Annotated in this window: 12 protein-coding genes and 1 pseudogene; 8 read left to right on the top strand and 5 right to left on the bottom strand. The window is 69.0% G+C overall.

Features of this window, described 5'->3' with window-relative positions; genetic code table 11:
• Positions 1-257: 257 nt before the first annotated feature.
• Entirely contained in the window at positions 258-1,649 is a 1,392-nt protein-coding gene (locus GEV07_21815; GenBank protein MQA05247.1) for a cyclic nucleotide-binding domain-containing protein, read from the bottom strand.
• Positions 1,649-3,309, bottom strand: a pseudogene (locus tag GEV07_21810) (response regulator). The gene GEV07_21815 and the pseudogene GEV07_21810 overlap by 1 nt, the downstream one beginning before the upstream one ends.
• Before the next feature lie 204 nt (positions 3,310-3,513).
• Between GEV07_21810 and GEV07_21805 the strand changes: the two are divergent.
• A complete protein-coding gene (locus GEV07_21805) occupies positions 3,514-3,945 on the top strand; it encodes a hypothetical protein (protein MQA05246.1) in 432 nt (143 codons plus the stop codon).
• 233 nt (positions 3,946-4,178) lie between these two features.
• The gene (locus GEV07_21800) at positions 4,179-4,817 is read left to right on the top strand and encodes a trimeric intracellular cation channel family protein (protein MQA05245.1); all 639 of its coding nucleotides are present in this window, start codon (positions 4,179-4,181) and stop codon (positions 4,815-4,817) included.
• Positions 4,818-4,861: 44 nt separating this feature from the next.
• Here GEV07_21800 and GEV07_21795 read toward each other — a convergent pair whose 3' ends face one another.
• Positions 4,862-5,314, bottom strand: a complete 453-nt coding sequence (locus GEV07_21795; protein MQA05244.1) for a transcriptional regulator — start codon at positions 5,312-5,314, stop codon at positions 4,862-4,864.
• A gap of 130 nt (positions 5,315-5,444) precedes the next feature.
• On the opposite strand from GEV07_21795, the gene GEV07_21790 reads away from it, so the two are divergent.
• Together GEV07_21790 and GEV07_21785 are read left to right on the top strand one after the other, a co-directional pair.
• Positions 5,445-6,638 carry an acetyl-CoA C-acyltransferase gene (locus GEV07_21790; GenBank protein MQA05243.1) on the top strand — a complete coding sequence of 398 codons (1,194 nt, stop codon included), beginning with the start codon at positions 5,445-5,447 and terminating at the stop codon, positions 6,636-6,638.
• A gap of 32 nt (positions 6,639-6,670) precedes the next feature.
• Entirely contained in the window at positions 6,671-8,113 is a 1,443-nt protein-coding gene (locus tag GEV07_21785; protein MQA05242.1) for a DHA2 family efflux MFS transporter permease subunit, read from the top strand.
• Here the strand turns inward: GEV07_21785 and GEV07_21780 are convergent.
• On the bottom strand, positions 8,090-8,281 hold the full coding sequence (locus GEV07_21780; GenBank protein MQA05241.1) for a hypothetical protein: 192 nt from the start codon (positions 8,279-8,281) through the stop codon (positions 8,090-8,092). The two genes, GEV07_21785 and GEV07_21780, sit on opposite strands and share 24 nt — an antisense overlap.
• A gap of 261 nt (positions 8,282-8,542) precedes the next feature.
• Between GEV07_21780 and GEV07_21775 the strand changes: the two genes are divergently transcribed.
• From GEV07_21775 to GEV07_21760, 4 genes are all read left to right on the top strand, one after another.
• Positions 8,543-10,018, top strand: a complete 1,476-nt coding sequence (locus GEV07_21775; GenBank protein MQA05240.1) for an HD domain-containing protein — start codon at positions 8,543-8,545, stop codon at positions 10,016-10,018.
• A 90-nt stretch (positions 10,019-10,108) separates the two neighbouring features.
• Positions 10,109-10,474: a peroxiredoxin gene (locus GEV07_21770; GenBank protein MQA05239.1), complete on the top strand. Its 366-nt coding sequence runs from the start codon at positions 10,109-10,111 to the stop codon at positions 10,472-10,474.
• A 37-nt stretch (positions 10,475-10,511) separates the two neighbouring features.
• Positions 10,512-11,297 carry a methyltransferase domain-containing protein gene (locus GEV07_21765; GenBank protein ID MQA05238.1) on the top strand — a complete coding sequence of 262 codons (786 nt, stop codon included), beginning with the start codon at positions 10,512-10,514 and terminating at the stop codon, positions 11,295-11,297.
• 479 nt (positions 11,298-11,776) lie between these two features.
• On the top strand, positions 11,777-12,277 hold the full coding sequence (locus tag GEV07_21760) for a hypothetical protein (protein ID MQA05237.1): 501 nt from the start codon (positions 11,777-11,779) through the stop codon (positions 12,275-12,277).
• Between the two features lie 111 nt (positions 12,278-12,388).
• Here the strand turns inward: GEV07_21760 and GEV07_21755 are convergent, their stop codons facing one another.
• Complete coding sequence (locus GEV07_21755) at positions 12,389-12,850, bottom strand: hypothetical protein (GenBank protein ID MQA05236.1); 462 nt, start codon at positions 12,848-12,850, stop codon at positions 12,389-12,391.
• Between the last annotated feature and the right edge of the window lie 623 nt (positions 12,851-13,473).

Here is a 13,473-nt window from a genome sequence, read left to right as displayed (position 1 = left end):
TGTCGTGCAGCTTCGCCGGCGGGCCGAGAAGACCTGCCAGCTGCTGTCCGGGTCGGTGAGTGTCCCGCCACCACGGCCACGACCGGAGCCGTCGTCATCACGAGTACCGGCACCCGTACGGCGGGCATGATCGACACGCGGGAGCGCGACCTCGGCAAGCCGGTCCTGACCGCCACCAGGTCCTCGTCTGGCACGCGATGCAGCTGGCCGGCGTCCGTCCAACAACGACCGAACACGGACGCCTGTTCTCCCTGCAGTCACCTCGTCGCTGAACGGTACGGCGGGAGGCTCACCCTGAGCACCGTTTCGCCCGGACGGGTTTCGATGGCGATGCCGCCGTTGTGCCGGTCGACGATGCGGCGGGAGATGTCCAGCCCGAGGCCGGTGCCCTCGCCGACGCCCTTGGTCGTGAAGAAGGGGTCGAAGGCGTGATCCCTCGTCTCGGCGGACATTCCCGGGCCGGTGTCGCCGACCTCCACCACCACCGCGTCCTTGTCCATCCGGGTCGACACGCGCAGCGTCCCCTGGTCGACCATCGCGTCGAGGGCGTTGCTGACCAGGTTGGTCCAGACCTGGTTGAGCTCGGCCGCGAGCGCCTCGATACGTGGTACGTCGCTGTCGTACTCCCGTACTACGGTCACCGCAGGGGGAATCCGGTGGGCCAGCATCGCCAGGGTGCTGTCGAGGCCCTCGGTGACGTCGGTCTGCTGCATCGACGCCCGATCGAGCTGTGAATACGACTTGACCGCTCCCACCAGCTCCGAGATACGACGGGTGGATTCCTTGACCTCCCCGAGCAGGCCCGCAACGGACAGGGTGCTCGCCACCCATTCCAGGCCGGGCTCGAGCGCGGTGTCACCCAGGGCCTCGTTCGTTCGCTCGCACCAGGCGACGTCCACCTGGGCGGCGGCGAGTGCGGCGGCGATCTCCCACTCGCGTGCGACCCCGTGGCGGGACAGCCAGGTGGAGAGGGCGGCCTCGCGGTCCGCGGTGGCCAGCGCGTCCGCCCCGGTGGCTTTCGGCCCGACCTCGCGGCGCAGCTCGTCCAACACCGTGAACTGGTCCGCGCCGATCGAGGCCGCCGCCAACCGCCGGAGGGCGGACAGCATCTCGTCGCAGGCTTGACCGAGGGCGTCGACGGCTCGCGTGGCCGCGGCGGCGGGATTATTCAGCTCGTGCGCAAGCCCGGCCGCGAGCGTGCCCAGGGCGACAAGCGCTTCCTTCTGCCGTGCCAGGTTCTCGAAGTTGCGCGCGGAGCGGGAGACTCCTTCGGTCAGGTAGAGACCGAGTGGGAACCGGCCGGCCCAGATCCTGCGCAGGTCCTGGGACGGCACCTGGAGGATGCGGCCACTGGTCGAGGCCCGACCCGTCGCCAGGTAGACCCCGTGCTCGTCCCAGGCACGGAATCCGCCGGACCACTGCCCGGGTTCGCCCATCACGCCGAGTCGGGTCTCCTCGCCCCGGACGTTGCGTACCAGCTCGATGCTGCCCGCCACGAGGACCCACCAGAAGTCGGCGTGCTGGTTCTCCACGAAGAGCACGTCTCCCGGCACGAACGGAACCGCGGTACCGGCGGCGAGGAACTCGGCCAGCTGCTCGTCGCCGGTACCGTCGAACAGGCTGAGCTGGCGCAGATCGTCGACGCTCATCACATCGCCGCCAGATAGCGGTGCACCAGGTACACCGACATGGCGCTCTCGCCGACGGCGGACGCCACCCGTTTCATGGAGTTCAGCCGCACGTCGCCGGCCGCGAACACCCCAGGGACGCTGGTCTCCAGCGTCAACGGCGGCCGGGCCTGCGACCAGGCGGCCGGCGGGCTGGCCACGAGGTCCTGCCCGGTGACGACGAAGCCCTTCTGGTCCCGGTTCACCTCGCTGCCGAGCCAGTCGGTGCGGGGCGATGCGCCGATGAACACGAACAGCCAGTTGGTCGCCATTTCCTCCTCCTCACCGGAGGCCCGGTCCACCAGCGTGACGGCCTCCAGGTGACCGTCGCCACGGGCCGCAGCCACCACGGTGTGCAGCCGGACCTCGATGTTCGGTGCTTCCCGAATGCGGGCGACCAGGTACATGGACATGCCGTCTTCCAGAGCGCGCCCGCGGACCAGCATGACGACGCGCTTCGCGTAGCGGGCGAGGTTGAGCGCCGCCTGGCCGGCAGAGTTCGCGGCACCGACGATGCAGACCTCTTCGTCCTGGCACTGGCCGGCCTCGCTGGCGGTAGCGCCGTAGTGGACGCCGCGACCGGTGAGCGCAGCCAGGCCAGGCGCCTCCAGCCGCCGGTAGGAGACTCCTGTCGCCACCAGCAGCGCCCGCGCCTCGAGATCGTCCTGCGAGTCGGCGAAGCGCACCGCGCGCACCGGCCCGCGTTCCTCGAACGCCGCCACGTCGCGGGCCAGCAGCATCTCCGCGCCGAACCGGGCGGCCTGTGCGACGGCTCGGTGGGTGAGATCGGCGCCGGAGAGGCCTTTCGGGAAACCCAGGTAGTTCTCGATGGAGGCACTCTGGCCGGCCTGCCCCCCAGGCGCTTCCCGTTCCACGGTCACGGTGCGCAGGCCCTCCGAGGCCGCGTACACCGCCGCCGCGAGCCCCGCGCTGGTCCGCCCCCGACTATGCACAGGTCGTAGAGTGGCTGCAGTGCGCGGGTGCGCAGGCCCAGCGCGCCGGCGAGGTCGAGCGCCGCCGGCGAGCGGAGGACCTCGCCGTCGGGTACGAAGACCAGCGGCAGGTCGTCGGGCCTAGCCCGGGCGAGCCCGCACAGCCGCTGAGCCTCCTCGTCCCTGTCGATGTCGAGCCACCGGTAGGGCACGTAGTTACGGGTCAGGAACGTGGTGACCTCGTGCCCCCGCTCGGACCAGCGGTGCCCGACCACCTGCACGTCCTCGGTGTCCTGCGGGTGCGCCCGCTGCCAGTCCCCAAGCAGGTCGTCGATGACCGGGTACAGCCGTTCGGCCGGCGGTTCCCACGGCTTGACCAGGTAGTAGTCCAGACCGATGTCGTTGATCGCCTTGATCGCGACGTCCGTGTCGGCGTACGCGGTGAGCAGGAGGATCTTGGCGTCCGGCGCGGAACTCCTGGCCTGCTCGAGCATCTCGGTGCCGGTCATGCCCGGCATCCGCTGGTCGGTGGCGATCAGGGCGACCGGACGCAGACGCTGCGTCAGCTCGGCCAGCACTGCGAGGGCCTCGGCCCCCGATGACGTCGAGACGATCCGGTAGTCGGAACCGTATTTGGCTCGTAGATCCCGGCTGATCGCCTGCAGGACCATCGGATCGTCGTCCACCGTGAGGATCGTCGCCTTGGTCATGAGCCCCACCCCTCATCGGCCGACCCGCCGGACGCGCCGGGCTCGGTATCAGCACGATAGCCCCGCCCCCGATGGGGTACCGGCGGAAAGCAGAAAGCTGCGTCACAGTGCCAGCCGCGCTACCGAGGAGAACGACATCCCCCGCCGGCTCCGGGCAGTCACCCGTTCGGCCTGGGCGGGGAACGTCTCCAGGTCCTGTGGGACATGACCTTGGGGGACCTGCGCGGACAGTCGGGATCCGGCTTGCCCGGCGATGCCGAACACGCTTGCCAGCGGTGGGTTCGGGTCGGTCTAGCCGGTGCGCTGCTCGGTCACGGTGCAACTCAGGGCTTCGAGGTTCGTCGCGGTGAAGGCGATCAGCCCTGCCAAACCAGTCGATCCACGCCCGTGCCGCTCGCGCTGCCCCTGAGACTCCAGCGCGACCTGGGACTCACCTACCTGTTCATCTCGCATGACCTCGCCGTGGTCAGGAACGTCTGCGACCGCGTCGCGGTGATGTATCTCGGACGATTCGTCGAGACCGGGGTGACCGAGCTGGTGTATGAGCAGCCACAGCATCCGTACACGTCGGTGTTGCTCGCCGCGGTTCCCGTCCGGCACGGAAACCGCGGGAGAAGCGGCTGCGAGGCGAGCTGAGCGCGAGCGCGCCGATGGCAGGGTGCCGGCTCGTCCCACGCTGCGGGCTGGCGCGACAGCTCGTCGAGGCGGGTTCGGCCGAGGCCGGCGACGCCGCGTCAACCGACGCGACGCCCGCCTTGTGTGTCGAGACGCCTCCCGAGGTGGAGCCGACGTGCCTGCCGGCGGCTTCGGTAGCCAGGGTGGCGGTCTGGTGCTCTGCGGGCTTGATTGCGGCTGCTAGAAACACTGGCATGGACGAAGCGACCTTGCTGCTCAATCTCGATCTCGTGGGGACGTTCGCGTTCGCGCTCAATGGCGCGCTGATCGCCGTCCGTGCCGCGCGCCTCGACATCGTGGGCGTGATCACGCTTGCCATGATCACGGCCTTAGGTGGCGGCATCGTTCGCGACATCCTTATCGGTGCGCTGCCGCCGACGACGTTCAGTGACTGGCGCTACCTCGTCGTCGCCGCCGGCGGCGGGCTCGTTGCGTTCCTCGTCGGGCACCGGTCACACCGGCTCATCCTGCCCATCAACGTGTTCGATGCGGCAGGGCTTGCGCTCTTCGCGGTAACCGGTGCAGCGAAGGCTTGGAGCTTTGGGCTCGGCACCGGACCGGCGATCCTGCTTGGAGCGATCACCGGAGTCGGCGGCGGTACCCTGCGCGATGTCTTGGTCCGCCGAGTGCCGACCGTACTCAGCAGCGGCCTCTACGCCATACCTGCGTTGCTGGGTGCGACCATCACCGCAGTCGCGTGCCGGTTGGGTGCCTACGGTCTCGTGGCCGCGCTCGTCGCGGCGGCCGCGTGTTTCGGACTGCGGATGGTAGGCGTGCTGTACCGAGTCAATGCGCCGACGCCGCCTGGTGAGCCGGCACAGCATGAGACCTAACGGCACGCGGTCGCGGGCAGGCTTCTTCGAGTTGGCGCAGGGCTCTACGCCTTGGGCCGCACGGTACCTAGCCGGCGTGGACGGACGTCGTCGAAACTCACGGGCTGCCCGCAATGGCCGCACACCGGCTGCACGCGGAGCGCGGCGCCGCAGGAGTGCTCCCACTCGGTGGGTGGCGGCCCGGTCGTGACGTAGCGGTCGCCCCAGTTCATCAACGCGTGCAGGATGGGGCGCAGTGCGCGCCCGGCTTCGGTGGGCACGTACTCGTACCGGGTTGGCCGGTCCTGGTAGGGCCGCCGTTCCAGCACACCGGCGTCGACGAGCGTGCGGAGTCGGGTGGCGAGGATGTCGCGGCTGGCGCCGGTGTGGTGTGCGATCGGGTCGAAGCGCCGGTTGCCCAGGAAGATCTCCCGCAGGGCGAGTAGCGTCCAACGCTCGCCGATGACGCCGAGTGCGTTGGCGATCGAACAGTCCCGGCTCACGGCACCCACAGACATCCGGATCGGTTGGGTAATCCAACCTAGCACGTCAGGCGGTCCTGTCTTGTCCGTCACAGTGGGTTGTGGAATCCAACTCAGTCGTGTGAAGCTGACCTCGGTACCGGTGATCCTCGACCAGGAGGCAGCCATGCGGGACGCGGTGCTCGTGGACGCGGTGGGTACGCCGATCGGCAAGGGGAAGCCGGACGGCGCGCTGGCGCCGGTACACCCGGTGGACCTGCACGCGCACGCGATCCGGTCCCTGATCGAACGCACCGGCATCGCCCCGGCCGTCGTCGACGACGTGATCAGCGGCGTGGTCGGACAGCTCGGGGAGCAGAGCTCGAACAACGCGCGGTGGGCGGCACTGGCGGCCGGACTTCCCGAGTCGGTACCTGCGGTAACCGTGGACCGGCAGTGCGGCAGCAGCCAGCAGGCGATGCACTTCGCCGCCCAAGGCGTGCTGAGCGGAGCTTACGACGTCGTCATCACCTCAGGTGTGGAGTCGATGAGCCGGCTCCCCATCGGGAGCCAGGCGGTGGACCAGGACTTCCTGGGCGCCGCGGTCGCCGGGCGGTACCCGGAAGGCCTGGTGCCGCAGGGCATCAGCGCCGGGCTCATCGCGGCGAAATGGCACCTGTCCCGCGAACAGCTGGACGCCTTCGCCGCCGAGAGCCACCGTCGTGCCGCGCTGGCCTGGGTCGACGGGCGGTTCAGTCGAGACGTGAGCTTCATCGAGGTGCCAGGCTCCGACGGTGCGCCAGTGTTGGTCACCCGGGACGAGTCGGTGCGGCCGGACACCTCGGTCGAGGTACTCGCCGGACTCGCGCCGGCGTTTCACACGGCGGCGTGGGAGCGGCAATTCCCCGAACTCGGTTGGCACGTCACGGCAGGCAACTCGTCCCCCGTCAACGACGGCGCGTCCGCGGAGCTGATCACCGGTGGCGACACCGCGCGGCGGCTCGGGCTGCGACCGCGCGCCCGGCTGCATTCGTTCGCCGTGGTGGGCGACGATCCGCTGTACATGCTGACCGGCATCATCCCGGCCACGGCGAAGGTGCTCGACCGCGCGGGCCTGACCCTGGCGGACATCGACGCGTTCGAGGTGAACGAGGCGTTCGCGAGTGTGGTGCTGGCCTGGCAGGCCGAGACCGGTGCCGACCCGGCCAAGGTCAACGTGAACGGTGGCGCGATCGCGATCGGGCATCCACTCGGCGCCAGCGGTGGACGGCTGATGACGACTCTGCTGTCGGTGCTGGAGCAGACCGGCGGACGGTACGGCCTGCAGACCATGTGCGAGGCCGGCGGCACGGCCAACGCCACGATCATCGAGCGCCTCTGACACCGGCAGGTCGGGCCGACAGCTCGCACGACATCGGTCCAGACGTGGCGCTGCCCTGGGCTGTCCTGCTGGTGGTTTCTGCAGCGGCCTTTCTCGTCACGTTGGACCTGTTCATCGTGAACGTCGCACTCCCCGACATCCGGTCGACGTTCGCCGGCATCGGGCTGGCTTCGCTGTCATGGGTACTCAACGGCTACACGGTGGTGTTCGCCGCACTGCTCGCGCTGGCAGGCCGCTTCGCCGACCGGTACGGGCGGCGGCTGGTCTTCCTGATCGGCGTGGCGGTGTTCACCGTAGGCTCCGCGGCGTGCGCCGCGGCTACATCGGTGCCGCTGTTGGTCGCGTTCCGAATGCTGCAAGCAGTGGGTGCGGCCCTGGTGCTGCCGACCTCGCTGGCCCTGCTGTTGGCGTCGGTACCGGCGGCACGGCGCGCGATCGCCGTGAGTACGTGGGCGGCGGTGGGCGGTGCCGCCGGGGCGCTCGGCCCACCGATCGGCGGCTTGCTGGTGCAGCTGTCCTGGCGTTGGATCTTCCTGGTGAACATCCCTGTCGGGGTGCTGGCACTGGTGTTCGGCCCGCGCGTGCTGCGCGAGACCAAGGAAGATGCCTCGGGTGTCCCTGACGTGCTCGGTGCCATCGGCCTGGTGGTGGGCGTCGGCGCACTGGCCTGGGCACTGGTCGAGGCCCCGGAAGCCGGCTGGAGCAGCAAGGGCGTCCTGCTTGCCTTCGTCGTTGCTGCGCCGGCGCTGACCTGGGTGGTGGTCAGGTCGACCCGCCATCCGGCCCCCGTCCTTGACCTGCAGGCGCTGCGGGTGCCTGCGATGTGGCTGGCCTGTCTGGCCATGTTGCTGTTCTATACGGGATTCGGCAGCATGCTGTTCGGGAACGTACTGTTCCTGACCGGCATGTGGCACAACTCCGCTCTGATCGCGGGGCTCTCGCTGTCGCCGGGGCCGGTGATGGTCGTCCTGGTCTCGCTCACCGTCGGCGGACGGTTGGCGCGCCGCTTCGGCCCCGCACCGGTCGCCACCGCGGGCGGCATCCTGTTCGCGGTCGGCGCGGCGATGTGGGTGTGGCGGGCCGGGCCGGCACCCGACTACTTCGGTGCAATACTGCCTGGCCAGCTGTGCACCGGTAGCGGTGTGGGTCTGGTCATGCCGAGCCTGTCCGGCGTCATGGCAGCGGCGCTGCCGCCCGACCATTGGGGTACGGGTGCTTCGATGATCAACACGTCCCGGCAGATCGGCACGGTGTTGGGCACTGCGATCCTGGTCATGATCTACGGCGGTGCGCCGACGATGGACTCGTTCCGGCACGGCTGGCTGTTCCTCGCGGCCGCAGCGCTCGCGTCGGCGGCTGCGTCCTGCGCCATCGCCATCCGGAGACCGTCGCCAACAGACGACGTCGTTCCTTCTTCTCGGCCAGGACGAACCGTTCCAGGTCGAGGCCGGTCAGGTCGCGGCCGGCGGGGGTGAAGTACCTGGTGCGGTACCGGGCAGATCCAACTCGAACGCCTCGCCACCTCCGGGGGCGGCGACGAGCCGGAACGAGCGAGTGTCGAATCCGGCCCCCAGGATGGCGAACTGGCGGCGTCGGAGGTGCGTCCCCGGCTTGGTGTGCTCGGTGAGGAAGCCGATCGGCATCCTTGAAATCCACGGTCACGCACCTCCGTGGGGCGAAGCTGCGTCAGGCAGGCTGCCCATTACGGTGTCATCGCGATCCTGGCGTTGCTCGCGCATGCCGAGCCAACGATCAGCCTCGATTCGGGGGCGGTCGGTCCCGGCGACTCCTACGCTGAACTCGTGGACAGGGGCCAGACCGACGGCAACGCAGACGCAGGCGTCAGCCTGGCCCAGTTGCTGGCGGCCTTCTCGCTGGCAACCGATCTGGGGCTGGGGCAGCCGATGGAGCACCTGCTTCGGGCGTGGCAGGTCGCGGCACGGCTGGGCCGGCACGTCGGGTTGCCCGAGGGGGAGCAGCCGGCGCTGTTCCACGTCGCGATGCTGGCCTGGGTGGGGTGCGTGGCCGATGCCCCTGAGGTGGCTGCGAGCTTCGGTGACGACATCGCCTTCCGGGCGGACAGCTACGACGCGGACCTGGGTGGCCTGCCCGGTTTCGCGTTCTTCCTGAGCCATGCCGGCGCGGATCGTCCGCTCCCGCAGCGCCTGCTGGCCGTCGCCACGCTGGTGGCCAGCGGTGGCAGCCGGGTCGCCCGTGGCATCCAGGGCCATTGCCTGACCACCTCCACGCTGGCCGACCAGCTCGGACTCGGACCCGAGATTTCGTTGGCGCTGCGGCAGTTCTTCGCTCGCTGGGACGGCGGGGGAGTCCCGCGCGGGGTCGGCGGGGAGCAGCTCCCGCTGCAGGTGCGACTGTTCCACCTCGCCGACGTGGTCGAGGTGCACCACAGGCGCGGTGGTGTGCCTGCCGCGGTCGAGGTGGCCAAGGCTCGGCGCGGCAAGCAGTTCGACCCGGCGCTGGTCGACGCATTCTGCGAGATCGCCGGCGAGATCCTGCCGTCCGATGACGATGGCTACGACGCGCACGAGCTCATCGCGGCGCAACCGGCGCTGGCGCGCCCGCTGCTCGAGGAGCAGCTGGACACCGCGCTGGTGGCGCTGGCCGACTTCACCGACCTGCGGTGCACCTCGCGGGCCGGTCACTCGCGGGGCGTCGCCGACCTCGCCCGAGCGGCGTCAGGACTGCTGCGGCTGTCGACGCCGGACGCGGTCGCGGTGTACCGCGCCGGACTGGTCCACGACATCGGGCTGCACGGGGTGTCGATCACCATCCTGGACAAGCCGACCTCGCTGACCGGTGTCGAGCGGGAGCGGCTGCGCGCCAGCTCGTACTACACCGAGCGCGTGCTGGCTCGCCCGCGGGCGCTGGCCAGGTTGGGGGCGATCGCCGGGTTCGCGCACGAGCGGATGGACGGCACCGGCTACCACCGCGGAGTGATCGGCACCGCGATCCCGATGTCCGGCCGGATTCTCGCCGCGGCGTGTGCGTTCCACGAGCTCGTCGAACCGCGGGCCGGGCGGCCGGCCCTGAGCGTCAAGCAGGCCGCCACAAGGATCCGAGGCGAGGTGGCCGCCGGGCGACTGGACCAGGCCGCCGCCGACGCCGTCCTCGCCGCAGCAGGCGCCGGCAGCCGGCGGCCGGTAGCCGGCCCGGCCGGTCTCACCGCGCGGGAAGTCGAGGTGCTGGTGCTGATCGCGCACGGCATGGCGACCAGCGACGTCGCCCGCCAGCTGGGCATCTCGCGCAAGACTGCCGGCACCCACATCGAGCGGATCTACACCAAGACGGGGGCGTCCTCGCGCTCGACCGCGACGCTGTTCGCGCTCCGCCACGGGCTGCTTGACCCGCTCGATTTGTAGGGAGTTCACCCGACGACACGGAGTCAACCGGCTCCTAGCGTCCCTCTCACCGGACTTCACCGAACTCCGGTGAGAGGGAGGGAGAACGTCATGCCGAGCAAAGCCGTGGTGAGCCTGACGACAGGCCTGGAGGACCAGGAGAAGGTCACGGTCGCGTTCTTGGTCGCGGTGGGGGCTGCCGAGACCGGGCGCGAGACGTTGGTGTTCCTGACCAAGGAGGCGGTCCGGCTCGCGGTGCCGGGCGTCGCGGTCGGCGTGGCCTGCGAGGGGTGCCCGCCGCTGACTGATCTGGTAAAGCGGTTCGAGGCGGCCGGCGGGCGCTACTACGTCTGCCCGATCTGCTTCAACGCCAAGCAGCTCGACGCCGAGGAGCTGATCGCCGGCGCCGAGCTCAACGGCACCATCCCGCTCTGGAACTGGATCGGCGACGAGCCGGCCACGACCTTCAGCTACTGATGTCCAGCGTCGCGCGCCGGCACAGAAAGGAAGCATCATGACCACCGAGTCCACTTCCGCCCGCCGTCTCGACACTGCCGACCTGGAGTCGCGGGTCAAGTCGATGTACGAAGAAGTTGCCCTCGAGCCCGGGCGCGAGTTCCATTTCGAGACCGGTCGCGGACTCGCCGAGCGCCTCGGGTACGCCGCCCGCGACCTCGACGCAATCCCGGCGGCCGCCCTCGAGTCCTTCGCCGGCGTCGGCTACTTCCTGGACCTGGCCGACATCGAGCCGGCGGAGACCGTGCTCGACCTCGGCAGCGGCTCAGGCATGGACAGCTTCCTCGCCGCGGTCGCGACCGGTCACGAAGGCGAGGTGATCGGCGTCGACATGACGACCGCCCAGCTCGCCAAGGCAACCCGACTGGCGCGCGAGGGAGGTTTCCCGCAGGTGCAGTTTCGCGAGGGCTACATCGAGCGGCCGCCGGTCGAGGACGTGTCGGTCGACTGCGTGATCTCCAACGGCGTCATCAACCTCTCGCCCGACAAGCCGACGGTGTTCCGGGCAGCCGCCACCGCGCTGCGTCCCGGTGGCCGGCTGGCGCTCGCGGACATCGTCTCCACCCGCCGGCTGCCCGAAGGGATCACCTGTGACGCCTCGTTGTGGGCAGCCTGCATCGGCGGTGCCGCCCAGCGCGACGACTACCTCGCCGCGATCCGCGACACCGGCTTCGAGATCGAGACGATCCGAGAGAACGACTACCGGTTCGTGTCCGAGCGCGCCGCCGGTGCTACGGCGACGTACGGCGTAGTGAGTATCGGCCTGCTGGCCCGCCGGGCCTGAGGTGGTCCCAGGGATACGAGTTCGACGCGACGACCACGTTCAGCGAACGTCCACCCCAGACACGGAAGCATTGATCGGATCCCGCGCCACGTTTCGTAGTTACGGTTACCGGGCGTCATTGCTGTCCTCGGAATGGTCGTGGTGGCGATCGTGAGGTAGTTGCATAACAGGGAGGCCATCGGGCGCAGCGATCTTGGGAGGCTGCCGATGGAGTATCGACATCAAGACAATCCACCGTCGCGGGTTCTGCGACGCGCAGACCGATTGCTCGAGCTCGATCAGTCACCTGGAGTCGACCAACTGATCACGACGTCGCGGTGCCCGTGACCAGAGCCCCCCGGCGCAGCACCACCAGATGGGTGCGTCGCTGGTGTTCGGCGCGGGAGTGCTCGCACCGAGACGCGGAGGGTCGATGACTCCCACCACGGGCTCGTCCGCTTCTACGCACCACAACCACGACCACAGGGACGGTGACGGCGATGACGAACGGAACCGATCCTGCCCTCCGCGCCAAGCACACCTGGGTGGAGGACTTCCTACGCACCACCGTCTTCGACGTGGTGGTGGGCGGTTACGACCGGGACCAGGTCGACGTCTACCTGGAGTACATCCAGCCGCGGATAGCCGAATACCAGAACGACATCGCCGAGCTGGAGCAGCAGCTGGAGAGGCTGCAACAGCTGCTTCGCGAGTGCGCGGAGCCAAGCTACGCGGGACTCGGCAGACGTGCACGTCTGCTACTCCAGTTCGCCGAGGAGGAAGCCGGCGCGATCATCGCCGCCGCCGACCAGGAAGCCGAAGCCATCCGCGCCGCCGCAAACCGCTACGCCGAACGGATCCAAGCGGATCTGGACCGACAACGCACCGAGCTGAACGCCACGCTCGCCCGGCTGCACGCCGTCCTCACCGAGATTCCCAGCATCGACCCGGACCGCGCACCAATGATCACGGGCTCCCCCGATCGCCAGGTGCGGGCGTAGGTGCCCGGTGAGGGTCCGTTCCAGGATGGGCTGGTGACTGGGTTGCCGTGGTAGTCGCCGACTACCCCGAGCGAGACGCCTCCAGGAGTCAGCAACGCTCAGTGTTCCGGATCAGAGCTGGTTGGTCTGCTGGAACACGATCTCACCGCCCTGGATCAGGGTCAGCGTCGCCGAGGTGAACTCGACATCGGTGATGGTGGCGCTCCACTGCCGGTTGGGGCACACCACCGCCGGGTCCGGTGCCGGGGGCTCGGCGGTCGTGACATCGAAGGAAGCACGGCCGTTCTTGACCTCGATACCGGACGCGGTGCCTGAGGCGTTCACCGTGGTGTCTTGGCCCGGTGCACGTTTGCCCGCTGGGTTTTCGCAGATCACCGAGCCGGTGCCGGTGGCGTCCAGCTGTACGGTCAGGTCCTCGTTACCGAGACCCGACATGTTCCCCGTCACGTTGAAGGTGGTGCCCTGGTCGGTGAACGTGGGGCCGGCGTGGAACCTGACCGCCGCCTGGGCAGCGGTGGCCGTGACGAACAGCAGCCCACAAGCCGCGATCAGAGCTACAAAAAGCCTTCTCATGACTACCTCCTGTAACCCGCGGAGGCACGAGAGATTTACCCGGTAGTAGGCTGGTAGTGCCTCCCGGTGCATGGATGGGATTCAAGGTTCCTGAGCATGGGAATTGGGAGATCCGTTCCGTGGCCCGGGGGGTCTCGTGCGCGATGCGGAGTGTCCGCACCTGAGAGTCTTTGAGATCGCACGGCAGGACGGCCCTCTGTCCCGAGTCCGTCTCTCTGCCACAACGTCACGGACATCAATCCCGGATGTGTTGCCGCCGCCGGTCTCGTGCTCGGTACCCAAGACCGGCGTGTTCTAACTGCCAGCTGGCAACGAGGGCCAAGTGGAATAAGACAATTCGACCATACGCCCCGGCGTCGGTCTGTCAACGGCAGGCAAGACTTGAGCAGGTGTCGGCAGCTGAAAGTTGACCACCTTCCGGCGCGGTCAGCGGTCGACACGCTGAGCCACCTGCTGAAGCCGACCCGTACATCGGAAACAGATCAGGCCCGTTATCCAGACCGTGGCCGTGGTCATGGACCACCATCTTCAAGATCAACGACGATGCATAGTCGCGCATCCGTGACCTGCGGCGGTATGAGAGCCACCTGTCGGAATCGAACCGACGACCTATTCATTACGAG

This window comes from Streptosporangiales bacterium (assembly GCA_009379825.1).
Classification (GTDB): Bacteria; Actinomycetota; Actinomycetes; order Streptosporangiales; family WHST01; genus WHST01.
Note: the sequence above shows the minus strand (reverse complement) of the source record. Positions and strands in the feature narration are given on the sequence as shown.

Coding starts and splice junctions, on each gene's coding strand:
- GEV07_21815 (MQA05247.1), bottom strand. CDS start 1,649: ATGAGCGTCGACGATCTGCGCCAGCTCAGCCTGTTCGACGGTACCGGC.
- GEV07_21805 (MQA05246.1), top strand. CDS start 3,514: ATGACCTTGGGGGACCTGCGCGGACAGTCGGGATCCGGCTTGCCCGGC.
- GEV07_21800 (MQA05245.1), top strand. CDS start 4,179: ATGGACGAAGCGACCTTGCTGCTCAATCTCGATCTCGTGGGGACGTTC.
- GEV07_21795 (MQA05244.1), bottom strand. CDS start 5,314: ATGTCTGTGGGTGCCGTGAGCCGGGACTGTTCGATCGCCAACGCACTC.
- GEV07_21790 (MQA05243.1), top strand. CDS start 5,445: ATGCGGGACGCGGTGCTCGTGGACGCGGTGGGTACGCCGATCGGCAAG.
- GEV07_21780 (MQA05241.1), bottom strand. CDS start 8,281: ATGCCGATCGGCTTCCTCACCGAGCACACCAAGCCGGGGACGCACCTC.
- GEV07_21775 (MQA05240.1), top strand. CDS start 8,543: ATGGAGCACCTGCTTCGGGCGTGGCAGGTCGCGGCACGGCTGGGCCGG.
- GEV07_21770 (MQA05239.1), top strand. CDS start 10,109: ATGCCGAGCAAAGCCGTGGTGAGCCTGACGACAGGCCTGGAGGACCAG.
- GEV07_21765 (MQA05238.1), top strand. CDS start 10,512: ATGACCACCGAGTCCACTTCCGCCCGCCGTCTCGACACTGCCGACCTG.
- GEV07_21760 (MQA05237.1), top strand. CDS start 11,777: ATGACGAACGGAACCGATCCTGCCCTCCGCGCCAAGCACACCTGGGTG.
- GEV07_21755 (MQA05236.1), bottom strand. CDS start 12,850: ATGAGAAGGCTTTTTGTAGCTCTGATCGCGGCTTGTGGGCTGCTGTTC.